General features: G+C 71.4%; 32 protein-coding genes. 27 read left to right on the forward strand and 5 right to left on the reverse strand.

Annotated features, from left to right (window positions below; translation table 11 throughout):
• Positions 1-62: 62 nt before the first annotated feature.
• The 4 genes from ACZ68L_RS12635 to ACZ68L_RS12650 form a co-directional block, all read right to left on the reverse strand.
• Positions 63-1,709 carry a long-chain fatty acid--CoA ligase gene (locus ACZ68L_RS12635; protein WP_469576531.1) on the reverse strand — a complete coding sequence of 549 codons (1,647 nt, stop codon included), beginning with the start codon at positions 1,707-1,709 and terminating at the stop codon, positions 63-65.
• Between the two features lie 76 nt (positions 1,710-1,785).
• Complete coding sequence (locus ACZ68L_RS12640; RefSeq protein ID WP_469576532.1) at positions 1,786-3,528, reverse strand: recombinase family protein; 1,743 nt, start codon at positions 3,526-3,528, stop codon at positions 1,786-1,788.
• 107 nt (positions 3,529-3,635) lie between these two features.
• The gene (locus tag ACZ68L_RS12645) at positions 3,636-4,019 is read right to left on the reverse strand and encodes a hypothetical protein (RefSeq protein ID WP_469576534.1); all 384 of its coding nucleotides are present in this window, start codon (positions 4,017-4,019) and stop codon (positions 3,636-3,638) included.
• Positions 4,020-4,035: 16 nt separating this feature from the next.
• The gene (locus tag ACZ68L_RS12650) at positions 4,036-4,452 is read right to left on the reverse strand and encodes a helix-turn-helix domain-containing protein (protein WP_383751613.1); all 417 of its coding nucleotides are present in this window, start codon (positions 4,450-4,452) and stop codon (positions 4,036-4,038) included.
• Between the two features lie 339 nt (positions 4,453-4,791).
• Between ACZ68L_RS12650 and ACZ68L_RS12655 the strand changes: the two genes are divergently transcribed.
• The 19 genes from ACZ68L_RS12655 to ACZ68L_RS12745 all read left to right on the forward strand — a co-directional run bounded on the left by ACZ68L_RS12655 (position 4,792) and on the right by ACZ68L_RS12745 (position 13,633).
• Positions 4,792-5,004 carry a helix-turn-helix domain-containing protein gene (locus ACZ68L_RS12655; protein WP_469576535.1) on the forward strand — a complete coding sequence of 71 codons (213 nt, stop codon included), beginning with the start codon at positions 4,792-4,794 and terminating at the stop codon, positions 5,002-5,004.
• On the forward strand, positions 5,001-5,228 hold the full coding sequence (locus ACZ68L_RS12660; protein ID WP_469576537.1) for a hypothetical protein: 228 nt from the start codon (positions 5,001-5,003) through the stop codon (positions 5,226-5,228). Before ACZ68L_RS12655 ends, ACZ68L_RS12660 begins: the two co-directional genes overlap by 4 nt.
• A gap of 74 nt (positions 5,229-5,302) precedes the next feature.
• Positions 5,303-5,635, forward strand: coding sequence for a hypothetical protein (locus ACZ68L_RS12665; RefSeq protein ID WP_469576539.1), 333 nt, complete (start codon positions 5,303-5,305; stop codon positions 5,633-5,635).
• On the forward strand, positions 5,632-5,865 hold the full coding sequence (locus tag ACZ68L_RS12670) for a hypothetical protein (protein ID WP_469576540.1): 234 nt from the start codon (positions 5,632-5,634) through the stop codon (positions 5,863-5,865). Before ACZ68L_RS12665 ends, ACZ68L_RS12670 begins: the two co-directional genes overlap by 4 nt.
• Complete coding sequence (locus ACZ68L_RS12675; RefSeq protein WP_469576541.1) at positions 5,862-7,052, forward strand: Rad52/Rad22 family DNA repair protein; 1,191 nt, start codon at positions 5,862-5,864, stop codon at positions 7,050-7,052. The genes ACZ68L_RS12670 and ACZ68L_RS12675 overlap by 4 nt, the downstream gene beginning before the upstream one ends.
• The gene (locus ACZ68L_RS12680) at positions 7,049-7,720 is read left to right on the forward strand and encodes a hypothetical protein (protein WP_469576543.1); all 672 of its coding nucleotides are present in this window, start codon (positions 7,049-7,051) and stop codon (positions 7,718-7,720) included. The genes ACZ68L_RS12675 and ACZ68L_RS12680 overlap by 4 nt, the downstream gene beginning before the upstream one ends.
• Entirely contained in the window at positions 7,717-8,409 is a 693-nt protein-coding gene (locus tag ACZ68L_RS12685; protein WP_469576544.1) for a hypothetical protein, read from the forward strand. The genes ACZ68L_RS12680 and ACZ68L_RS12685 overlap by 4 nt, the downstream gene beginning before the upstream one ends.
• Positions 8,406-9,092 (forward strand): class I SAM-dependent methyltransferase, encoded by a 687-nt coding sequence (locus tag ACZ68L_RS12690; RefSeq protein WP_469576546.1) that lies wholly within the window; start codon positions 8,406-8,408, stop codon positions 9,090-9,092. Before ACZ68L_RS12685 ends, ACZ68L_RS12690 begins: the two co-directional genes overlap by 4 nt.
• A complete protein-coding gene (locus ACZ68L_RS12695; protein WP_469576548.1) occupies positions 9,089-9,274 on the forward strand; it encodes a hypothetical protein in 186 nt (61 codons plus the stop codon). Before ACZ68L_RS12690 ends, ACZ68L_RS12695 begins: the two co-directional genes overlap by 4 nt.
• Positions 9,275-9,312: 38 nt before the next feature.
• Entirely contained in the window at positions 9,313-9,528 is a 216-nt protein-coding gene (locus ACZ68L_RS12700; protein WP_469576549.1) for a hypothetical protein, read from the forward strand.
• Positions 9,529-9,540: 12 nt separating this feature from the next.
• A complete protein-coding gene (locus tag ACZ68L_RS12705; protein ID WP_469576551.1) occupies positions 9,541-10,359 on the forward strand; it encodes a helix-turn-helix domain-containing protein in 819 nt (272 codons plus the stop codon).
• A 6-nt stretch (positions 10,360-10,365) separates the two neighbouring features.
• Entirely contained in the window at positions 10,366-11,073 is a 708-nt protein-coding gene (locus ACZ68L_RS12710; RefSeq protein ID WP_469576554.1) for a zinc finger domain-containing protein, read from the forward strand.
• Positions 11,070-11,441 carry a hypothetical protein gene (locus tag ACZ68L_RS12715; RefSeq protein WP_469576556.1) on the forward strand — a complete coding sequence of 124 codons (372 nt, stop codon included), beginning with the start codon at positions 11,070-11,072 and terminating at the stop codon, positions 11,439-11,441. Before ACZ68L_RS12710 ends, ACZ68L_RS12715 begins: the two co-directional genes overlap by 4 nt.
• A 103-nt stretch (positions 11,442-11,544) precedes the next feature.
• Complete coding sequence (locus ACZ68L_RS12720) at positions 11,545-12,075, forward strand: single-stranded DNA-binding protein (protein WP_469576557.1); 531 nt, start codon at positions 11,545-11,547, stop codon at positions 12,073-12,075.
• A 91-nt stretch (positions 12,076-12,166) separates the two neighbouring features.
• The gene (locus tag ACZ68L_RS12725; protein WP_469576558.1) at positions 12,167-12,508 is read left to right on the forward strand and encodes a helix-turn-helix domain-containing protein; all 342 of its coding nucleotides are present in this window, start codon (positions 12,167-12,169) and stop codon (positions 12,506-12,508) included.
• A gap of 79 nt (positions 12,509-12,587) precedes the next feature.
• Complete coding sequence (locus tag ACZ68L_RS12730; RefSeq protein ID WP_469576560.1) at positions 12,588-12,803, forward strand: hypothetical protein; 216 nt, start codon at positions 12,588-12,590, stop codon at positions 12,801-12,803.
• Positions 12,800-12,991, forward strand: coding sequence for a hypothetical protein (locus ACZ68L_RS12735; RefSeq protein ID WP_403961365.1), 192 nt, complete (start codon positions 12,800-12,802; stop codon positions 12,989-12,991). Before ACZ68L_RS12730 ends, ACZ68L_RS12735 begins: the two co-directional genes overlap by 4 nt.
• 145 nt (positions 12,992-13,136) lie before the next feature.
• Positions 13,137-13,424, forward strand: a complete 288-nt coding sequence (locus tag ACZ68L_RS12740) for a hypothetical protein (protein ID WP_469576563.1) — start codon at positions 13,137-13,139, stop codon at positions 13,422-13,424.
• Positions 13,425-13,465: 41 nt separating this feature from the next.
• Complete coding sequence (locus ACZ68L_RS12745) at positions 13,466-13,633, forward strand: hypothetical protein (RefSeq protein WP_469576564.1); 168 nt, start codon at positions 13,466-13,468, stop codon at positions 13,631-13,633.
• A 221-nt stretch (positions 13,634-13,854) separates the two neighbouring features.
• On the opposite strand, the gene ACZ68L_RS12750 is transcribed toward ACZ68L_RS12745, so the two are convergent.
• The gene (locus tag ACZ68L_RS12750) at positions 13,855-14,199 is read right to left on the reverse strand and encodes a PRC-barrel domain-containing protein (protein ID WP_469576567.1); all 345 of its coding nucleotides are present in this window, start codon (positions 14,197-14,199) and stop codon (positions 13,855-13,857) included.
• A gap of 12 nt (positions 14,200-14,211) precedes the next feature.
• On the opposite strand from ACZ68L_RS12750, the gene ACZ68L_RS12755 reads away from it, so the two are divergent.
• The 8 genes from ACZ68L_RS12755 to ACZ68L_RS12790 all read left to right on the forward strand — a co-directional run bounded on the left by ACZ68L_RS12755 (position 14,212) and on the right by ACZ68L_RS12790 (position 20,368).
• Positions 14,212-14,490 carry a hypothetical protein gene (locus tag ACZ68L_RS12755; protein WP_469576569.1) on the forward strand — a complete coding sequence of 93 codons (279 nt, stop codon included), beginning with the start codon at positions 14,212-14,214 and terminating at the stop codon, positions 14,488-14,490.
• 146 nt (positions 14,491-14,636) lie between these two features.
• A complete protein-coding gene (locus tag ACZ68L_RS12760; RefSeq protein WP_469576571.1) occupies positions 14,637-15,521 on the forward strand; it encodes a hypothetical protein in 885 nt (294 codons plus the stop codon).
• Between the two features lie 64 nt (positions 15,522-15,585).
• Positions 15,586-16,332 carry a hypothetical protein gene (locus ACZ68L_RS12765; RefSeq protein WP_469576573.1) on the forward strand — a complete coding sequence of 249 codons (747 nt, stop codon included), beginning with the start codon at positions 15,586-15,588 and terminating at the stop codon, positions 16,330-16,332.
• Between the two features lie 79 nt (positions 16,333-16,411).
• A complete protein-coding gene (locus tag ACZ68L_RS12770) occupies positions 16,412-16,789 on the forward strand; it encodes a hypothetical protein (protein WP_469576575.1) in 378 nt (125 codons plus the stop codon).
• 173 nt (positions 16,790-16,962) lie between these two features.
• Positions 16,963-17,481, forward strand: a complete 519-nt coding sequence (locus ACZ68L_RS12775; protein ID WP_469576577.1) for a helix-turn-helix domain-containing protein — start codon at positions 16,963-16,965, stop codon at positions 17,479-17,481.
• Positions 17,482-17,490: 9 nt separating this feature from the next.
• Complete coding sequence (locus tag ACZ68L_RS12780; protein ID WP_469576892.1) at positions 17,491-18,735, forward strand: PBSX family phage terminase large subunit; 1,245 nt, start codon at positions 17,491-17,493, stop codon at positions 18,733-18,735.
• Positions 18,732-18,893 carry a hypothetical protein gene (locus ACZ68L_RS12785; RefSeq protein WP_367550097.1) on the forward strand — a complete coding sequence of 54 codons (162 nt, stop codon included), beginning with the start codon at positions 18,732-18,734 and terminating at the stop codon, positions 18,891-18,893. Before ACZ68L_RS12780 ends, ACZ68L_RS12785 begins: the two co-directional genes overlap by 4 nt.
• Positions 18,890-20,368, forward strand: a complete 1,479-nt coding sequence (locus ACZ68L_RS12790) for a phage portal protein (protein ID WP_469576579.1) — start codon at positions 18,890-18,892, stop codon at positions 20,366-20,368. Before ACZ68L_RS12785 ends, ACZ68L_RS12790 begins: the two co-directional genes overlap by 4 nt.
• Positions 20,369-20,374: the final 6 nt, after the last annotated feature.

Here is a 20,374-nt window from a genome sequence, read left to right on the forward strand (position 1 = left end):
GTACGACGAGGGCGGTACGGGATTCCCCCGTACCGCCCTCGTCGCGTCCCGGCCGGCCGGGGTCAGAGCCGGGTGACGTCCAGCTCGCCCTCCGCGTACTGTTTGCGGATCACCTTCTTGTCGAACTTGCCGACGCTCGTCTTCGGCACCGCGGGAATGATCGTCCAGCGCTCCGGCAGCTGCCACTTGGCGATGCCCGACTCGGCGAGGAAGGCCTTCAGCGCCTCGTAGTCCGCGATGGCGCCGTCCTTGAGCACGACGGTGGCGAGCGGGCGCTCGCCCCACTTCTCGTCCGGGACGGCGACGACCGCCGCCTCGGCCACGTCCGGGTGTGCCATGAGGGCGTTCTCCAGCTCGACGCTGGAGATCCATTCGCCGCCGGACTTGATCACGTCCTTGGCCCGGTCGGTGAGGGTGAGGAAGCCGTCCTCGCTGATCACACCCACGTCGCCGGTCTTCAGCCAGCCGTCCTCGCTGAACTTGTCCTCGGGGCGCAGGGCCTCGCCGTCCGCTCCCCCGTAGTAGGCCCCGGCGATCCAGGGGCCGCGCACCTCCAGCTCACCGGCCGACTCGTTGTCCCACGGCAGGTGCTCGCCGCCGGGGCCGACCAGGCGCGCCTCGACACCGGCCGGGAAGCGGCCCTGGGTGACGCGGTAGGGCCGCTCCTGCTCCTCGGTCAGCCCGGCGGGCGGGTTGGCCATGGTGCCGAGCGGAGAGGTCTCCGTCATGCCCCAGGCGTGGCAGAGACGGACACCGAGCTTGTCGTACGCCTCCATGAGGGAGGGCGGACAGGCGGCGCCGCCGATGGTGACGCGGGCCATGGAGGTGAGGTCGCGCGGGTTGGCGGTGACCTCGGCGAGCAGCCCCTGCCAGATGGTGGGGACGGCGGCGGCGTGGGTCGGCCTCTCGCGCTCGATCATATCGGCGAGCGGGGCGGGCTGCAGGAACCGGTCGGGCATGAGCATGTTGACGCCGGACATGAACGTCGCGTGCGGCAGCCCCCAGGCGTTCACATGGAACTGGGGGACGACCACCAGCGTGGTGTCCTTGTCGGTCAGGCCCATCGACTCGGACATGTTGACCTGCATGGAGTGCAGGTAGACGGAGCGGTGGGAGTAGACGACGCCCTTGGGGTCACCGGTGGTGCCTGAGGTGTAGCACATGGCGGCGGCCTGGCGTTCGTCCAGCTCGGGCCAGTCGTAGCTGGTCGGGCGGCCGGCGAGCAGCTCCTCGTACTCGTGCACCCGCGCCGTCGCGCCGGCCAGGACGGAACGGTCGCCCGGCCCGGTGACGATCACGTGCTCGATCGACGTCAGATGGGGAAGAACGGGCGCGAGCAGCGGCAGCAGGGAGCCGTTGACGATGACGGCCTTGTCGTCGGCGTGCTCGACGATCCAGATCAGCTGATCGGCGGGAAGCCGGAGGTTGAGCGTGTGGAGCACCGCGCCCATCGAGGGGATCGCGAGATACGCCTCGATGTGCTCGGCGTTGTTCCACATCAACGTTCCTGTTGCATGTCCCTCTTCAACTCCGAGGTCACGCAGGGCGTGGGCGAGCTGTGCAGCGCGGGCGCCGATCTCGGCGAAGGTCCGGCGGTGTGGTTCGCCGTCGCCTGTCCAGGTGGTCACTGTCGACCGCCCGTGGATCGTTGACCCGTGGGCCAGAATCCGCGAGATCAGTAGCGGTACGTCTTGCATCGTGCTGTACACCGGGGCCTCCCCAATCAGCGCGCCGTTACGCGAGGGTAATCCCGGTGATTCTGCTTGCATACCTAGCGGTATGTCACTACCTGACGTCGACCAATTCCGGCGTTGCACGGTCCAGAGTGCCGAACGGGTCGTCGTCGTCATCGTCCGTGTCTTCGGGCTCCCACGGGTCGGGCTCCCACACGGGGTGAATCTCTACGGTCACGTTGTCGGCGCCTTCTCCGTGGCTGGTGAGCACCACCCGGCGGACGAGTTGCCGAAGGATCGCGTTTCGCTCGACCGTGAGTACGGTGTCCCACTCCTCGACGAGTCCAACCATGATCGGCCGGAACATCTCGACGGTGGGGCCTGTGTCCTCGGTGGGGGCGAGCTTGGCGAGGTTCGCCGTGACCTTGTCCCGCTTCTTGACCAGCTCATCCCGGGCCCCTTCGTACACGCCCTCGGGGTACTTTTCCGGGTTCACCGCGTTGTCGACGGCAAGCCGCTTTAGACCGGCCTCGTACTTCGCGTGCTCGGCTTCGAGCTTCACGCGATGCGTGGCAAGTCGGGCGCGCTCCGCCTCGGCGTCGAGCTGCTCCTGCTCCGTCGGGGGCACCCGGTCAATCTCGGCGGAGTTGTTGACGATGAACTCGAATACCTTCTCCTCTACCTTGGTCCGCTGGATGAACATGCCGGCGCACAGCACGCCCCCCGACTGCGACCGGGTGTTGCACCGGTAGGCGTAGCCCGGGACGCTGATCCGCTCGCCCTCTCGGGTGGTGTGTAGAGCATTGATCGACGTTCCCCCACGGCAGAGACCACAGCGGGTGGTTCCGGTAAGGGTGTACGTCGCCTGTCGGGCCCTGATCGCGGTTGCCCTGACCTGTACGCGTCGGTCCTGGTACTGCTGCCACAGGTCGAGGCTGATGCACTCCTCATGGGCCCCATCGGTCAGGAAGTGGTTTTTGCAGCCTCCGTTCGTCAGTCGGTTGTCGCAGGTGCACTTGGGGTCGTGGAATCGGAGCAGGCCGGCGGCAAAGCCGCTGTCCATGAACCGCTTCAACGTCTCTGTGCGCCATACGGATTGGCGGGTGGTCTTGTACCCCTGCGCGCTGAGCCATGCGCAGAGTTGGGGAAAGCCGTCACCAGCGGAGTACCGGCGGTACAACTCGGCGACGATGGGGCCGACTTCGGGGTCGACCTCGTACCACTCTTTCTGTGTGGTCCAGCTTCCGTTGGGGAGCAGGACCCGGCGCGGGTGCCAGATGTACCCGAAGCGCGCGCGGCCGGTGGCGGGCAGCTTGGCCTCGCGCCGTAGCTGGTGTGTCTCCTTCCACTGTTCGCCGGCCCGGTCGCTCTCGTAGGCCGCGAACTCGAACAGGATTCCGCGTTGCAGCTTGCCCAGTGCGGTTCGAGCGTCGATCTGCTCCGTGGCGGATTCGAGCTGTCCGCCGACGGACTCAACTCGCTTGAGGTTGACGGCGATGCCGTCGCGGTTGCGTCCGAACCGGCTGTACTTCCAGACGGCTATGCCGCGCGCCTCGCCCTGCTCGACGCCCTGAATGGCCTTCATGACCTTGCGCTTGAAGTTGCGCCCGGTCTTGTCGAGGTCTACGACCCATCGAGTGATGCGTCGCCGGGTGCGGCGGGCCCAATCGTCGATGGCTGCTTTCTGGATCTGAGGAGAGATCTTCTCCTCTTTCCAGGTCGAGACCCGGATATACCCGATGTACGGTTCGAGGCCCGACAGGTCGTCGGGGACGTCGATGTACCACAGCGACGGGTCGTTCCCGTCCTGGTCGGTGTCGGCCTGGTCCTCGCGTTCGAGGACTGGTGCACGCATCAAGGTGCTTCCCCTCCCTTGGTTGTGGGCGCGCGGGTTGCGCTACCCCCCGCGATAGCGCGTGGGCGCCCTGTGTGGCGTGGCATCTCCTTGTCGGATGGCGCGAGTTAGCGAGCCTGGCGCCGGTCGTTGGTGACGTCGGCGAGGTTCGAGTGCGCGGCGTACAGGTGGTGCACAGTCGCGGTGTGGGTGGTGGCGCTCGCGCCGTTGCCCGGCTGCGGTGGGAGGGTGAGCAGGCCCCGGGCGGCGTGGTCGAGTGCAAGCCGGTACCCCTCTCGGCGAATGGCTTCCTTGTCTTCGGTGGTCATGTGGTTTTGGCGCCGCACCCGGGCCAGGATCACGAACGGCAGGCCCGCGAGGGCGACGCCGGCGCCAATGTCCGCCATGCGGGGGCGGTCACCGGTGGCGGACGCGACCACTACCAGGACAAGGCCCGTGACGAATACGGCGTAGGCGACTGCTGCGGCGACCTGGTCGCGCGTGATGTGCATGTGGTGCGGCTCCTTGCTATCCGTTTGTGCTGCGTTCGTCCGTCTCGACGGCCCGAAGCCCGTTCACCATCCGTTCGAACGCCTCGATACCTTCGGGACTTGTGATGCCGAGTTCGGCCGCGGCCTCTCTCGACGTAATGGGGTTGGGCTTGATAGGTCGTAGGGCGGCGAGGTCGTCCTGCTTGACCACGCCGGCACGAACGAGAACTTCCGGTAGGCCGACGCGGAGACCTGCGGCGAGCGCTTCGAGAGTCCGTGTGTCCGGGAGTCCCTCAGCGCGCAAGAGGCGCGAGACGGTCGGGGCACTGAGGCCGGCGTCTCGGGCGAACTGCTTCTGTCCGCCGCGCTCGGGATAACCCCGCCTGGTCAGCATTTCGCGGAGCCATGCAGCGAAGGTTTCGGGCGTGTGCTGCTGCGGCGCATCTTGTGTCATGCGTGAAAGATATCGCGCGCGAAAGATCCGCACGACAGTAACCGGGTTTTGGCATAGTCCACCCCTCCCCCGTCCCGTCGCGCGGCCGTGCCTGGCTAGCTCGAACTCGAACAAGCCTTCGAGCCGAGCATACGACCCGGGCTCTCTTCCTGTCACTCCCGTAACGGAACCAACACTGTCCGGTAGGACGCTGCCCAGGTCCAGGCGGTTGCGCCCGATTCTGCGACCCGATCCACCCTCGGAAGGTTGTACCGTGAACCGATTTCATGCGTGAAATTTAGGTGGTACGTTTCTTTCACGAACGAGACAGCAACGGATCGTTTCGTGAAAGGAACTGTCATGTCTTTCGCCCCCGCCGCCCTGGTCGCCGCCGCGCTCGCCAAGGGCGACCAGACGCCCGCCGACATGGCGCGGCGCATGGGTGTGCCGTACCTCGCCGTCTATCGGTGGGCCACCGGCCGCCACGCCCCCGGGCCGTCCGGACTCGCCGCGATCGAGCGGACATACGGCCTCACCCCTGCCGCCCTGATGCGAGAGGAAACCGCCGCGTGAACACCGTCACCCCTCGCCCGCAGGCCCTCGCCAATGCCCGCAGGGTCCTCGACCAGGCACGCGCCCGTCGTGATCGCCTGCCGATCCGGCAGGCCGCCGAGCAGGCCGCCGTCGGGAGCTTCCGCAGCGCCGACGAAATCGAACTGATCCTGCGCCGGCTGCACCGCGAGGCCCGCGCCGAGCAGGCCCCCGCGTCGATGGTCCCGGCCGCACGCGCCGCCTGACCCACGAGAAAACCGCCCCGGGTGCGACCGGGGCGGCGAGAGAGACCCCCGTATCCGTCACGAGAGGCCCCGTCATGAACCGTACCCGTCACTCCGCCGCCGAGGCCGTCCGCGCCGTCATGGTCGCCCGTCGCCTGCGCGCCGTCGCCCCCGACACCGACACCGTGCAGACGACGCCCGTTTACACCGAGGCCGGACCGCGCGGCCCCCGCGTTGCCGTCCGCGTCCACCTCGCCGACGTCCTGCACCTGCCGCTCGCCGCCGATGCCGACCAGCACCGCGCCGCGTACGACGTCCTGCGCCGCGCCTACCCCCGCGCGCAGTGGCAGAACGACGAGTACCGGTACGACGTCCGCGCCGGCCGACTGCACCGCGTCACCCTCGACGCGCCGGCGGACGCCCGATGACCGCCGAGACCTTCCTCGACGCCCTCGCCGAGGCGTTCGCCGACGAGCCGGCCGCGGTCGAGCACCTGCTGCTCGACCTCGCCGCCGCCCGGGCGCACGCCGACCACATGCGGCACTCGCCCGCCGCCACCGACTACGGGCGCGAGTCGGCCGCCGCCGGCCTCGACCGCGCACGCGAGGACCTGCTCGACGTCCTCGACCTGCCCAGCACGAACGGAGTCCCCGCGTGACCGTCATACCCCTGCACCGCAACACCCCGGCCGCCACCGCCGGCCCTGCCGACCTCACCGTCGAGCAGGTCAAGACCCTGCTTGCCCCGATCAACCCCTCTCGCGTGCAGACACTGAACAGGCAGTCGCACCTCGAAGCGTGGGACGTCCGCCGTTGGCTCAACCGCGTGTTCGGGTTCGGCGGATGGTCCGACGAGACGCTCGAACTGGTCTGCGTTGCCGAACGAGAGATCAACCCCGGCCGCTGGACCGTCATCTACCGGGCGCAGGTGCGCCTCACGGTGAAGACGACCGACGGCCGGACCCTCACCGCGTACGACGACGCCGCCATGGGGGACAGTCGCAATCAGCCGTCCCTCGGCGACGCCCACGACATGGCCATGAAGACCGCCCTTTCACAGGCGTTGAAGCGATGCGCCCACAACTTGGGCGACGCGTTCGGCCTGTCCCTCTACAACGACGGAAGCCGGCAGGCCGTCGGCATCTGGTCGGCCGCACACCCGAAGCCGGCCGACGACGCCGACGTGCCGGCCGTGCCCGACGACGCGCCGGTGAAGCCCGAGCCGTCCCCCGTCGTCGAGGAGCAGGCCCCGGCCGCCGAACAGCAGGTGCAGCGCAGCAAGCGCGCCGAGGGTGGGCCGTGGGAGCAGCCGGCCGCGCAGCAGCAGAAGCAGGCGCCCCCGCGGCAGGGACCGCGGGCCGTGCCGGATCAGCAGTCGGCCGCGCAGGGTGGGCCGTCGCGCGACTACCTCGCCGACGCGCAGGCCGCCGAGTCACGCGAGCGGTTCGACCAGGTGCGCGCCGCGGCCGTCGCCGAGGGCGCCCCGGCCGAGTACCTCGCGTCGCTCGACGCCGTCGCGCAACAGAAGGAGCAGGCCGCACAGCAGCAGGCCCCGAAGCAGCAGGCGCCGCGCGCGTCGTCCGCGCCGAAGCCTGCGCCCTCGCGCCCCACAGCCGTCCCGTCCGTTCCGACCGTGCCGGACCCGGAAGCGGACGCCGCGCGGCAGCAGCACGCCGTCGCCCTCGCCGAGCTGCTCGCCGCCGGTAAGGCCCTCGCCCTCGAACCGTCGCACCTCGACGACATCGCTACGGCCGAGGCCGGTTGCAAGGCCGCCGACTGCACGGTCGAGCAGCTCGCCGGCCTTACCGCCGACCTGCGCGCCGCCGCCGAGGGGGCCGCCGCGTGAGCGCCGAGGAGAGCACCGAGCAGGCCGTCGAGGCGCCGAAGTTCACCGCGGCGCAGGTCAAGGCTGCGACAACGAAAGAGGCCGTTCTTAAGGCCCTGCTCGACCAGGTCGACACGGCGTACAAGGCCGCCCGCGCGGACGTGCAGGCGATGCTCGACGAGCAGCAGAAGACGACCGGCGGTACGAAGTTCGAGGCGACCCTGCCGGACGGGACCAAGGTGGGCGACGTCCGCCTGTCCGGGGGCGAGAAGGCCGCGAAGATCATCGACGAGCAGGCGTTCGTCGAGTGGGCGCACAAGCAGTTCCCGAGCGAGGCCATAACCAAATTGGTCCGGCCCGTGCCGGCCCGTTTGGTCAAGGGTGTGCAGCCGCGGTTCGTCACGCTGCTGCTCGAACAGATGACGGCCGCCGGCGTTGCGCAGGTGCACGACGCCGAGAGCGGCGAACTGTTCGACGTGCCCGGCGTGGAGATCAAGCCGAGCCGCGCCCGTACGCACTCCGTGAACTTCACCCGGGCGTCGAAGGTGAAGCGCGCCGGCCGCGAACTGGTCGCCGACGCGTGGCGGGCCGGCATCCTCGCCCCGATCGTGTTGCCCGCCCTCGCCCCGCCGGCACCCACCGCGGCGCCAGCCCCGGCCGCGGCCGACGAGAGCGAGGCCGCAGCATGAGCCGCATTGTTCGCGGACTCGACCTGTCCCTGACCGGTACCGGCATCGCCGGCGCCGGTTGGGCGCAGACCCTCGGCAGCAAGGGCAAGCGGACCGACACGTACGCGATGCGCCGTACGCGGCTGCACCGCCTCGCCGACCGCATCGTCGAGGCCGTCGCCCCGTGCGACCTCGCCGTCGTCGAGGGACCGAGCTACGGCTCGAAGGGGGCCGGAACATGGGACCGGGCCGGCCTGTGGTGGCTGGTCGTCGACCGCCTCGCCGCCCTCGACATCCCCGTCGCCGTCGTCACCCCGACCGCCCGCGCGAAGTACGCGACCGGCGACGGCCGCGCCGGAAAGCAGGCCGTCGTCGAGGCCGTCGGCCCGCGGTACGGCGTCGCCCTGCGCGACGACAACCAGGCCGACGCGTACGCGCTGCTCGCCATGGGGCACGACTGGCTCGACGAGCCCCTCGCCCCCGTGCCGGCGAAGAACCGGCAGGCCCTCGACCGCGTCGAGTGGCCGCTGCTGCTCCCGCCGCCGGCCGTGCAGCTCGGCATCGGGGGTGACGACCAGCCGTACCCCGACACGGTCACGGCCGCGCCCCGGCGCGCGCGCAGGAAGCCGCGACCGTCCGCCGAGCAGCCGGCCGCGTGCCCGGGGCAGGTCGACGCCCTCGCCCTGGTCGCGGAGGTGATCGCCGCATGACCGCCTTTGACCTGCCCGAACGCCCCTGGAATGGCTTGCGTGTCCTCGATACGTACTGCTGCCAGGGCGGGGCGAGCATGGGGTACTACCTCGCCGGATACGACGTTGTCGGCGTCGACCAGGGCGAGCAGCCGCGGTACCCGTTCCCGTTCATCCAGGGCGACGCCGTCGAGTACATCCGGGCGCACGGCGCCGAGTTCGACCTGCTCGCCGGTTCGCCGCCCTGCCAGCGGTACACCCGGGCGCAGCAGCTCAGGGGCAATGAACACCCGGACCTGATCGGCCCCACCCGCGAGGCCATGCAGTCCACGGGCCGCCCGTACATCCTTGAGAACGTCGAGGGCGCCCGGCACGAGCTGCTCGACCCGCTGCTGCTGTGCGGCCGGATGTTCGGCCTGCGCACCTACCGGCACCGCCTGTTCGAGTCGTCCCTGCCGTTGGGTACACGGTTGCACCCGCGGCACGTCGCGCCCCTCGCCAAGATGGGCCGCACCGTGCGCGAGGGCGAGTACATGCACGTTGTCGGGAACTTCGTGGGCGTCGACCTCGCCCGGGAAATCATGGCGATGCCGTGGGCGTCGCGTGACGGACTGCGCGAGGCCATCCCGCCGGCGTACACGCAGTTCCTCGGCGAGCAGGCCGCGGTCGAGATCCTCGCCGAGAAGTGCGAGGCCGCCGCGTGAAGTGCACGCACTGGATCGGCGACCGCCGCCGGTACTGCCAGATCCCCGGCGCCCGCCGGTACGTCCAGGGCTACCGGTGCCCGCTCCACACCCCGTCGGCCGTCGCCCGGAAGCCGGAGCCCGGGGCGCCCACACGGCCGCGCGTCGTCGAGCACCAGGCCGTCGAGGACGGCCCGCCCTGATACCGCCGACGATCCCCTGCCCGGCGTGCGGACACCCCGTGATCCGCACGCCGGGGGGCGACCTGCTCGACCCGACGCCGCACCCCCTCGCCATCACCCGGCCGAACGGCCGACGGATGACGCCCCGCGAAGTCGTCGAGTGCGCCCTCGACCGCCGGCCGCCCCGCGGACACCACCCGCACCGCCCCGGCCTGCTCGACCCGTACGACTGCCGCCCCCGCGCCGAGCAGCTCGCCCTCGACTTTGACCTGTAGGAGTACGACCCGATGAGTTACGACGCCCGCGAATGGGTGTGGGACCACAGCAGCAGCAAGGGCACCGCCCGCATGGTCCTCGCCCTGATCGCCGACCGGTGCGTCGACCGGCGTTGCATGGCGTACGCGTCCGTCCCCGCCCTGATGAAGCGCGCGAACGCGTCCCGTACGGCCGTGCGCGACGCCCTCGACAAGCTGCTCGCCGGCGACGAGCTGCTGCTGCTCCCCGGCCGCAAAGGACCGCGCGGAGAGACGTACTACCACCTGCCGGCCGCCGCTCGATTCCTCGCCGAGCAGCCCGCCGAGGGGGACCGGAATCCGACCCCCGGGGGACCGGAATCCGACCCGGCCGCCCCGTCCGAGGGGGGACCGGAATCCGACCCGGGGGACCGGAATACGGCCCCGGGGGGGACCGGAATCCGACCCGGCGCAGGACCGGAATCCGACCCCCAGAACAGAAGAGAACCGAAGGTGAACGGTAAGAGAGCTGCTGCTCTCTCCCCCGCCGCCGAGTGGCAGGTCGACGACGACGCCCTCGCATGGGCCCAGCGCGAGGGACACCTCGACCGACTCGGCGAGGCCGGCCTGCGCGCCGCCGACGAGAAGTGGCGCGCGTACCGAGCTGCTGCTGCGCCCCGAGCCGCCGCCGGATGGTCCGCGGACTGGCGTTCGTGGATCACCCGGGAGCGCACCCCCGCCCCGGGCCGCCCGAACCTCTACGCCCTGCCCGGCGGATCCCCCGCCGCCCCCGCGCCCGGCATGACCCGCGCCGACGCCCACACCGCCGCCCTGCTCGCCCTGCTCGACGACGCCCCGACCGGAACGGAATAACACCCCATGGAACGCCGCGAAATAGCCGGCCTGCTCGCCTACATGGGCCGCCTCGACCCCCGCACGATGCGCACCGACCCGGGCGAGTTGGGCGACCAGCTCGACCAGTGGCAGGAGTTGCTCGGCGACGTCCCCCTCGCCACCGAATACGGGTGGGACGCCCGGAACGCGATCCGGGCGCACGTCGTCAGCTCGCCGTACCCGATTCTGCCCGTGGACGTCGCCCGCCAGTGGGCAAAGCACAGCGCGGACCGCCTAGCCCGGCACACCGACCCCGTGCCGACCGCCGACCCCGACGACGTCGAGACGTGGCGGGCCGAGCTGCTCGGCACCCGTCACGCCGTCCTCGCCGGACAGCGCCCGCCGAACGAGCAGCGCGCCATCACCGCCGCCGAGGCCAAGGTCGACCCCGCGGTCGAGGCCCGCCTGCGCGCGATCGGTTCGTGCATCCCTGCGCACGTCCGGCAAGACCTCGCCCCCTTCCGGCCCGCCAAGGCCCGGCGCGAGCAGTTGGTCGCCGAGGGACTGCCCGACGTCCTCGCCGTTCCGTGCGGATGGTGCGGCGCGGCCGTGAACGAGTCCTGCCGCGCCCGCCGCGTCGTCCCGCGCGGCGGCGCCACCTCACACCGTCCGATGAAGACCGCCCACCCGAGCCGTATCGAGGCCGCCGCCGCCCTCGCGTACGACACCAACCGTCAGGAGTCCGCCGCATGAGCCGTCCGCGCACGTTCCGGGTGATCGCCGTATGGCCGGCGCCCGCACCCGAGAGCCGGTACGAGAAGACCGACCGCGCCCGCGTCGTCGCCCTCGCCCGCAAGTGGGCCGCGGCCGGCGCCACGGCCACCGTCGAGCAGGACGTCGGTAGTTGGCAGTGGCGCCACGTCCGTACGTACGGGCCGCCCGTGCCGGCCCCGAAGGTCGAGCCCAAGCCGGCGCCCGTCGCCCCGCCTGCGCCTGTCGAGGACCACCTCGACGACGACCTCGACCTGTACGAGCGGCTCATGCGGCAGGCCCCGACCAGCAGGGACAGCCGCGGCCGTCGCACCTGCCGGCACGTCGTCAACCGCCGCGGGATCCGGTAGACCCCCCTCCCGATCCGGGACGACAACGCATTCCCATGCCCGGTAGATTTCACGTACGATTCGTTTTCCCGCTTTTCGTTTCACGCTCGAAAGAGGAGTGCCGTTGTCCGGCGAAACCGTCATCACCGTTGTTGGAAACCTGGTCGACGACCCCGAGCTGCGGTACACGCCGAGCGGCGCGGCCGTCGCAGCGTTCCGCGTCGCATCCACCCCCCGAGTGTTCGACAAGCAGGCGAACGAGTGGAAAGACGGGGACAGCCTCTTTCTGACCTGCTCGGCGTGGCGCACCCTCGGCGAGAACGTCGCCGCGTCCCTCGCCCGCGGATCCCGCGTCATCGTGCAGGGCCGACTCAAGCAGCGCAGCTACGAAGACCGCGAGGGCGTAAAGCGCACGGTCGTCGAGCTGGACGTCGAGGAAGTCGGCCCGTCCCTGCTCCGCGCCACCGCCACCGTCACCAAGACCACCGGCCAGAACGGCAGCAACGGCCAGCAGCAGCGCCAGCAGCCGGCCGACGACCCGTGGAACACCGCGCAGCAGCAGCGCCCCTCACAGAGGCCCCAGCAGCCCCAGCAGCCCCAGTACGCGCAGCAGCCGTACCCCGCGCAGGGATACGGAGACGAGCCCCCGTACTGACCCTCGCCCGCGACCGGTCGATGCCGCTCCCGCGCACAGGGGGCGGCGCCCCTTCCCACCTTCCGCACCTTCCCGAACGGACCCGGAAACCATGACCGTGCAGACCCTCGCCGCCTCGCCGCTCCCCCTCGCCGACGTGATCAGCGCCAACGTCCGCATCCTGCGCCGCCGTAAGCGCTGGACGCAGGAGCAGGCCGGACAGGAGTGGGAGACCGTCACCGGCCGCGCCGTGAGCGCGCAGACCTGGTACGCCCTCGAACGCGCCGGGGGCCGCGCGTGGACCGCCGACGACATCGAGGCCGCCGCGTACCTGTTCGACGTCGAGCCCGTCGCCCTGCTCGTTCCGCTCGACACCTGCGCGCAGTGCACCGACCAGCCGCCGGCCGGTTTCATCTGCGCGGCCTGCGGAGTCGAGGGCCCGCGCAAGGCGTAGCAGCCCCCGCTCGACCGGGCCGGCGCCACCGCGGCGCCGGCCCCGCCCCTTCCCCACCCCACCACCGAAAGGCGCAGCAGTGAGCAGCCCGACCCGCCGTACCGTCCACCTCACCCGCACCGAGCACGCCCTGCCGCTCCCCGCGTCCCTGCTCGACGTCGCCGCCCTGGTCGACACCGTGCGCGCCGAACTCACCCGCGCCGACCGCCCCGTCGCCGACGCCGAGCTGCGCGTCGTCGAGGGGGAGCTGCTCGCGTTCTACGACGTGCCGCGCGCAGCAGTGGTCACCCGATGAGCCCGGCCGGCGTCGCCCTGGTCGCCCTGGTCGTCGTGTTCTCCCCGGGCATCGTGCAGACCTGCGCCCGAGTGTGCCGCCGGCCCGACCACCTCGACCGCGAACTGCGCGCCCTGCTCGCCCACCCCCGCCGCCCGTGCCCGTCCGGCTGCACGGCCTGCTCGACCGCCCGGGACACCACACCGTGAGAGCCCTCGACCGACTGCTCGGCATCGTCCGCCCCGCCACCTTCCGGCCCCCTCGACCGAGCAGGCGCCACCCTGCCGACACGCGCGGCGCCTGCTCGCCCACCTGCCCCACCTGTACCGCCCTCGCCACCAGGAAGGCCGCACGATGAGCCGCACCACCCGCGCCGCACGGGAGCAGGCCCGCCTCGCCCGGCGCGCGCAGGTCGACAACCTGCTCGCCCGGTATGCCCGCACCGCCCCGGCCGAGGCCGAGCTGCTGCGCGCCCTGGTCACCACCGAGATAGCCGAGGGCGACCGGTACCGCCGGGAGTCCGGCGGACAACAGGCCGCCGTACGCCGGGAGCAGCAGCGCGTCGCCGCCGCCGAACAGGCCATCGTCGAGGCCGAGGAGCGCGCGGCCGTCGCCGAGCAGGCCCTCGCCGAGCAGCAGTGACCGCCCGCCCGCACGTCCTGTGCGCACATCGGTACGTGCTCATGCAGGACTCATGCCCCGGATGCGACGCCGAGCAGGAGCAGCCCCACCAGGCCGAGCCCGTCGACGTCGTCCCGTCATGGACACCCCGCCGTCACCGCCGTTGCCGGCGCTGCTCCCTGGTCGCCTCGCACCGCATCCACCAGCAGCAGACGCCCGCCGCCGAATGAGCACCGCGGGGCGCACCAAGCAGGCCGCGCCCCGCCGCACCACCGAGGAGACACCAGCCGTGCAGCACCCCGTCGCCATCCGTACCGCCGAGCGCCTGCGCACCATCCGGGAGCAGTGGGGCGCCCTGCTCGCCGCCGTCGAGACGCCGCCCGCCCCCTCGACGTGGCCGCCGGCCGAGACCCGGGCGTTCCTGAATATCGGGGCCGCGGACGAGGGGGCCCTACTGGTCGAGGACCGGGCGCCGCTCACCCTGCGCCAGCACCCCGCCCCCGCCAACTTGGACGCCCTCGATGTCGCCCTGTTCGTCGAGCAGCAGGTGTTCGACCTCGCCGACACCCTCGCCGCGGCCGTGCAGCACGCCGGCCCCGACGACGTCCGCCGCTGGACGTTCCCCGACCCGGGCGCACCGGACGCACGCACCGCCACCGGATCCCGCGCGCACGGTCTGCACTGGGCTGCTGTGTACGTCGAGGGGCGCGTGCTCAACGAGGACACCGAGCCCGAGCTGCTCGGCGACGCCCTGGTCGCCGCCCCGTTCGCCCCGCTCCCCGAGTGGGCACTGCACGAAGCCGCACGGGTGGCCCGGACGTGCGAGCAGCGCGTCGCCCGCATCGTCGCCGCGGACGCGATCACCGGGAGCCGCACCCTGCCGACCCCGTGCCCGTCGTGCGGGGGCGCCCTGGTCATCCGTGCGGCGCCGGCCGACCCCCCGACCGTCACCTGCCGGACGGGGGAGGCGTGCGGGGCGGACACCGGCAGGGACGCCCGCGGCCGTCGCGTGTGGGAGTGGCCGGCCTGCCTACCCCTGCTGCTCACCCCCGGGGCCCCGGACGCCGGTACCCCCCGGGCCGCATAACCCCAACGCGTCGAACAGGGCCCGGAGTTGATCCCGGGCCCTTTGCTCGACCCCCTTGTGAACCTAGTTCAGAACCTAGTACAGTGATCCTTGTTCACCCCGCCGGCTGCACACCGGCACCCACCACAACCACGGGAGCTAACCCCATGGAGATCACCGCCCGCGTCCGCCAGTCCTCCCACCCGAACCAGGGCACCAAGCAGGCAAAGCTCGCCCGGCACCTGGTCCTCGACGCCCCCCTCGACGGCCGCCTGCGCCGCGAAGCCGGCGACGCCCTTTGCCGCCCCTCGTACGAGTTTTACGAGCTGGAGCGCGGCGACGTCGACGGAGAGGCGACGTGCCGGAAGTGCATCGAGCGGGCCGCCCGCTACGGCGTGCGCGTCATCCTGGCCGCCCCGGCGCCGCGCCCCGCACACGTCGAGCCCTCCGAGGAGCAGCAGCCGGTCATCGCCCGGAACGCGTTCGAGCAGGCCGCCGAGGGACTGCTCGACGCCCCGCAGGCCGACCCTGACACCGTCCACCTGTACGTGTGCGAGGCCCCGCGCTACCTCTGCGAGCGCGGACAGTGCACTATCCGCTCGACCCGCGCCGCGGGGAGCCTCGACGAGATCCGCACCTCTGCCCACGGTTTCCGCCACGCGTGGGCCGTCGACGGGCACGGGCACCACACCGTCATCACGTGCCCTGCCCTGCCCGCTGCCCTGCAATGTGTCACGCACGGCGCCGCCTGCGACCAGGACCCCAAGGGTTCCCACCTGTTCCGCACGGTGAAGTCGGCCGACCAGGCCGTCGAGCAGGCCGTCGAGCAGTTCGAGACCACGGCCCGGGCCGTCGACGCCGTCGAGTACGCCGAGCAGGTCGAGGCCGACGCCGACACCGTCGTCGAGGCGGAAGCCCTGTATGCCGCGCGGCTGGTCACGGAAGCCGAGGCGACCGCCGGTACGTGGCGCGGCGCGTGGATTGGCCGCACGGACCCGGGCGCCACCCTGTTCGACCTCACCCCCGCCGGACAGGGCGCGTTGTTCGCCTGACCGGTACCGTTCCGCCCGCCCCCGCGCCCGTGCGGGGGCGGGGCCCGTCCAGAGAGAGCAGCAGATGAGTAGCGAACCGACCGAGCCGACCGTCGCCGAGTTGCGCGCGGATCTTGCCGGCCGCATCAACGATTTGCCCCCGGGCCTGCCCGCGAACGTGTTGCGCGGAGTGCTCGACCTGCTCGACGGCTGGCAGCAGGAACGGGAGCAGGCCACGTACACCCGCAAGGCATCGCCCGGCGCCGTGACTCCCAAGGCGCAGCAGCGGGACGTCGAACGGATGCTCGCCGAGGGCGCCGTCGGCGGGAAGTACGCCGGTACGGCCATGTCGGGATACGCCGCCGGGGCCGCCCTCGACCGCCTGCGCGCGGCCGGTCGCGCCCGGAAGGAGTGGGAGAACCGCTACAAGCCGATCGTGTCCGAGATCATCTATCACGCTCGGCACACGGCCAACGTCGCGCCGGGGGACATCGCCGAGGAACTCGACGTGTCCGAGGGATACGTCTACCGCGTGTTGCGCACGCACACCGAGTACGAGTACCGGCTCGACGTCCGCGACGGAGCGCCCGGGCCCGGGTGGCAGTCGTGGGAGTCCGGCGACGCCGTCGCCCCGACCGCCGAGCCCGAGCTGCTTGCGCGCCATGTCCTCGACGAGTACCTCGCGGCCCACCCCGAGCACGCCGACCCGACGGCCGAGCCGCGCCTGCGCGTGCTGCTTTGGGTCGAGGCGCCGCCCGAGGAGCAGGGCAAGCAGCAGCCCGACGACAAGGCCGTGCTTACGGTCCTGTGGCCGGACCCGGAAGACCAGTAACCCCCATCGACGCCGCAGGCCCGACCGATGACTGCACATCACCGACCGGGCCCCAACCACCACGGGAGCTAACCCCGCCATGGCTACGCCGAACCCTACCGAGCCGAACACCCCCAAGAGGCACAAGCCCCCGACGCCGGGCACCCGGCCGTCAGTGCGCGCCGACGCCGCCGTCTGCGACGACTTCGCAGTGATCATGTCCGCCGGCGGTACCGCGTCGGACGCCATCCGTACCGCCGTCGCCATCGTGGCGGACATGTACCGGACCGGGTGGGCGCATGGCGTCTGCCCGCCCGGCACCGCGCCGCACCTGCTCGCCTACCAACTCCGGCAGTGTCCGACAACGACACCGGCCCTGACCAGCGGTCGGGCGCCCGTGTCCGCCAACGGCACGGCGCCGCGCCCCGTGGGGCAACGCCTGTCGCAACCCCCTGTCGGACAGCGTTTCAGCGCGTAGCCGCAGCGCCCGGGCCGTGTCGGACACGGCCCGGGGTCGGCACCGATTGCGCGTCGTTATCAATCTGTGATCTACTTAGGCCGTCCCCGGCGTGCCCGGAAACACCCCCTCTACTTCGCCCCGTTGCCATCCCCCCCGGCAACGGGGCGTCGCCATGTCCGGGAGGTGACGCCGTGCGAGAGCCGATCACCGACCAGGACCGCGACGACGTCCGCCGGCTGCACGCCGAGGGCAAGAGCCGTAACGCCATCGCGCGCGCCATCAGGCGCAGCGGCTCGACCGTGTCCAAGATCGCCGGATCGTTCGACCCCCCGCTGATCTTCACCCGCGGTCCCGAAGTGGTCGCCGCGACCGACGCCCGCCGTATCGACCTCGCCGCCCGCCGCGCGCAGTTCGCCGAGTCCCTACACGAGTCCGCCGAGCGGCTGCACGCGCAGCTCTTTGCCCCGTGCACCGTCGGCGCGTTCGGAGGCAAGGACAACGAGTGGTCGCAGGTCGGCCTCGACCGGCCGCAGTTCGCCGACCAACGGCAGATCCTCGCCGGCGTGTCCATCGCCGTCGACAAGTCCCTGAAACTTGCCCCCGCCGAGGGAGGCCAGGGAGCCGAGGACGTCCGTTCGATGCTGGGCACCCTCGGCGAAGTCCTCGCCGATGCGTTCGCCGACGACGAGGGGGCCGACGACGGGGGGTGAGCCGTGCGCCTGCCCGCCGGCGTCGACCTGCCCCTGTCGCGTAAGCAGCTCCGTTCGATCGGCCGCGCCCGGGCCCGCATCAACTTGTGGCATGGGTCGGTCCGGTCGGGCAAGACCGTTGCATCCCTGCTTGCGTTCGTTATCGCCGTCGCCGCGGCCGGCCCGTCGGGACTCATCCTGATATGCGGCAGGTCGTTGCAGACCATCGAGCGCAACGTGTTCGAGCCCTTGCAAGACGCGTCCCTGTTCGGCCCCCTGTCCAAGCACATCCACCACACCCGGGGCGCCACAACGGCCGTCATTCTCGGCAGGACCGTGCACCTGATCGGCGCATCCGACGTCCGCGCCGAGGGCCGCCTGCGAGGACTCACGGCCCAACTCGCTTACGTCGACGAGGCAACGCTCGTTCCCGAGAGCTTTTGGACGCAGCTACTCGCCCGACTCAGCACCCCCGGCGCGCGCCTGCTCGCCACCACGAACCCCGACAGCCCGCGCCACTGGTTGAAGGTCGGATACCTCGACCGCGCCCACGAACTCAATCTGCGTCACTGGCACTTCAAGCTCGCCGACAACCCGAGTCTTACGCGGCAGTACGTCGCCGACCTCACCGCCGAATACGTCGGTCTGTGGCGCCGCCGCATGATCGACGGGGCATGGGTCGTCGCCGAAGGCGCCGTATTCGATATGTGGGACGAGCAGCAGCACGTCGTCGACACCCTGCCGCCGATGCTCCGGTACTGGATGGCCGCGGACTACGGGACCACGAACCCGTTTGCCGCCCTGCTGCTCGGACTCGGCGCCGACGACCGGCTGTACGTCGTGTCGGAGTGGCGCCATGACTCGAAGCTCGCACACCGGCAGATGACCGACGCGCAGTACAGCGAGGCCGTCCGCGCGTGGCTCGACCGGCAGAGCGTCGAACCAGAGTGGACGTTCATTGACCCGTCGGCCGCCTCTTTCCAGACGCAGCTATGGGCCGACGGACACCCCGGCGTCACCCGGGCCGACAACGAGGTGAAGGCCGGTATCCGGTCTGTGTCGTCCGCCCTCGCCGCCGGCCTGCTCCGCGTGCACGAATCGTGTACCGGCCTGCTCGACGAGATCCCCGGTTACTCATGGGATCCGGCCGCGTCCGCAAAGGGCGAAGACAAGCCGATCAAGACCGCCGACCACTCCGTCGACGCCCTGCGCTACGTGCTGCACAGCACCGCGCACGAGTGGCGCCACCTGATCACCAGGGAGGCCGCCGCATGATCACCCTGCCCGTGCACCTGCGCGTCGGAAGCACCGCCGCCGAAATCGGCACCGTCACCGTGGACACCCCGGCCGACGTCCCCGCGGCCGTCGCCGAGCTGCTGCGCACCGCCGCCGACCACCTCGACCAGGTCGAGGGAGAGGGGGCGCCGACGTGAGCCTGCCCGACAACGGCGCCATGTGGCCGCCGCGCAGCATCGCCCCCCTGTACGCCGACATCAAGGTCGACGACGCGTGGTACTCCGGCGACGCCGACCGCCTCGCCAAGGTCTACCGGTACGCACCGCAGGCACGGAAGGACGGCCGGCGCCGCTTGTGGGGGCGCCACCGTCAGCCGGGCAAGCGCGAGGAACGGCTGCACATCCCCCTCGCCGGCGAGATAGCGCAGACGTCCGCCGACCTGCTTTTCGCCGACACCCCCGTCGTCACCGTGGCGGACACCGCGACGCAGGACCGCCTCGACGAGCTGCTCGACGAGGGGGGCGTGCCCGAGCTGCTGCTGACCGCAGCGGAGACGGCCGCGGCCCTGTCCGGCGTGTTCCTGCGCGTGATGTGGGACCGCGCCGCCGCCCCCGACCGGCCCCTGCTCACCGTCGTCCACCCCGACCAGGCCGTACCCGAGTGGACGTTCGGGATCATGACCGCCGTCACGTTCTGGCGAACCCTGCCCGGTACGGGGTCGGCCGTATGGCGCCACCTCGAACGGCACGAACGGGGCCGCATCCTTCACGGCCTGTACGAGGGGACCGACGACCAGCTCGGCCGGCGCGTCCCGCTCACCGAGCACCCCGAAACAGCCGGCCTCGCCGGATCCCTCGGCACCGAGGGCGACGCCATCGAGACCGGCGTACCGATGCTCACGGCCGTCTACGTGCCGAACATCGGGCCCAACAGGAAGCACCGCGGCGCCCCGTGGGGCCGCAGTGACTTGCAGGGTGTGCACGACCTGCTCGACGCCCTCGACGAGACATGGTCATCGTGGCTACGCGACATCAGGCTCGCCCGGGCACGGTTGATCGTTCCCGACGGGTACCTGCGCAACAACGGCCCGGGCAAGGGCGCATCGTTCGACGACGACCGGGAAGTGTGGCAGGCCCTCGCCATCCCGCCCACCGAGCAGGGCGCCGGCATCACGTTGAGTCAGTTCGACATCCGCGTCGAAGAGCACCGCACGACTTCCGAGTCGATTGTGCGGCAGGCCACGACCGCGGCCGGTTACTCCCCATCGTCCGTCGGTCTCGACGGAGACGGAGCAGCCGTCACCGCAACGGAAATCGCCGCCCGCGACCATCGTTCGATGGTGACCCGGGGCAAAAAGGCGAGGTACTGGCGACGCGCGATTGCCGAGATTCTGCGCGTACTGCTCGCCGTCGACCGGGCGCAGTTCGGTACGCAGAACGCCGACGAGCGCCCCACGGTCGACATCGGCGACGGAGTCGCGGAGGACCCGGGAAGCACCGCGCAAACCCTGTCTCTGCTCGCGCAGGCGCAGGCCGTTTCCACCGATACGAAGGTGCGCGTTCTGCACCCGGATTGGGACGACACGGCCGTCGCCGAGGAAGTCGCCCGGATCCACGAGGAGACCGGGCAGGCCGCACCCGACCCCGTCGGGAGTTTCCCGCTCGCCGCCTGACGATGG

It is taken from the genome of Streptomyces sp. NPDC104309 (assembly GCF_055584025.1).

Coding starts and splice junctions, on each gene's coding strand:
- ACZ68L_RS12740 (WP_469576563.1), top strand. CDS start 13,137: ATGAGCCGCACCACCCGCGCCGCACGGGAGCAGGCCCGCCTCGCCCGG.
- ACZ68L_RS12725 (WP_469576558.1), top strand. CDS start 12,167: ATGACCGTGCAGACCCTCGCCGCCTCGCCGCTCCCCCTCGCCGACGTG.
- ACZ68L_RS12765 (WP_469576573.1), top strand. CDS start 15,586: ATGAGTAGCGAACCGACCGAGCCGACCGTCGCCGAGTTGCGCGCGGAT.
- ACZ68L_RS12640 (WP_469576532.1), bottom strand. CDS start 3,528: ATGCGTGCACCAGTCCTCGAACGCGAGGACCAGGCCGACACCGACCAG.
- ACZ68L_RS12705 (WP_469576551.1), top strand. CDS start 9,541: ATGAGTTACGACGCCCGCGAATGGGTGTGGGACCACAGCAGCAGCAAG.
- ACZ68L_RS12685 (WP_469576544.1), top strand. CDS start 7,717: ATGAGCCGCATTGTTCGCGGACTCGACCTGTCCCTGACCGGTACCGGC.
- ACZ68L_RS12715 (WP_469576556.1), top strand. CDS start 11,070: ATGAGCCGTCCGCGCACGTTCCGGGTGATCGCCGTATGGCCGGCGCCC.
- ACZ68L_RS12655 (WP_469576535.1), top strand. CDS start 4,792: ATGTCTTTCGCCCCCGCCGCCCTGGTCGCCGCCGCGCTCGCCAAGGGC.
- ACZ68L_RS12735 (WP_403961365.1), top strand. CDS start 12,800: ATGAGCCCGGCCGGCGTCGCCCTGGTCGCCCTGGTCGTCGTGTTCTCC.
- ACZ68L_RS12670 (WP_469576540.1), top strand. CDS start 5,632: ATGACCGCCGAGACCTTCCTCGACGCCCTCGCCGAGGCGTTCGCCGAC.
- ACZ68L_RS12710 (WP_469576554.1), top strand. CDS start 10,366: ATGGAACGCCGCGAAATAGCCGGCCTGCTCGCCTACATGGGCCGCCTC.
- ACZ68L_RS12645 (WP_469576534.1), bottom strand. CDS start 4,019: ATGCACATCACGCGCGACCAGGTCGCCGCAGCAGTCGCCTACGCCGTA.
- ACZ68L_RS12650 (WP_383751613.1), bottom strand. CDS start 4,452: ATGACACAAGATGCGCCGCAGCAGCACACGCCCGAAACCTTCGCTGCA.
- ACZ68L_RS12745 (WP_469576564.1), top strand. CDS start 13,466: ATGCAGGACTCATGCCCCGGATGCGACGCCGAGCAGGAGCAGCCCCAC.
- ACZ68L_RS12665 (WP_469576539.1), top strand. CDS start 5,303: ATGAACCGTACCCGTCACTCCGCCGCCGAGGCCGTCCGCGCCGTCATG.
- ACZ68L_RS12760 (WP_469576571.1), top strand. CDS start 14,637: ATGGAGATCACCGCCCGCGTCCGCCAGTCCTCCCACCCGAACCAGGGC.
- ACZ68L_RS12785 (WP_367550097.1), top strand. CDS start 18,732: ATGATCACCCTGCCCGTGCACCTGCGCGTCGGAAGCACCGCCGCCGAA.
- ACZ68L_RS12770 (WP_469576575.1), top strand. CDS start 16,412: ATGGCTACGCCGAACCCTACCGAGCCGAACACCCCCAAGAGGCACAAG.
- ACZ68L_RS12690 (WP_469576546.1), top strand. CDS start 8,406: ATGACCGCCTTTGACCTGCCCGAACGCCCCTGGAATGGCTTGCGTGTC.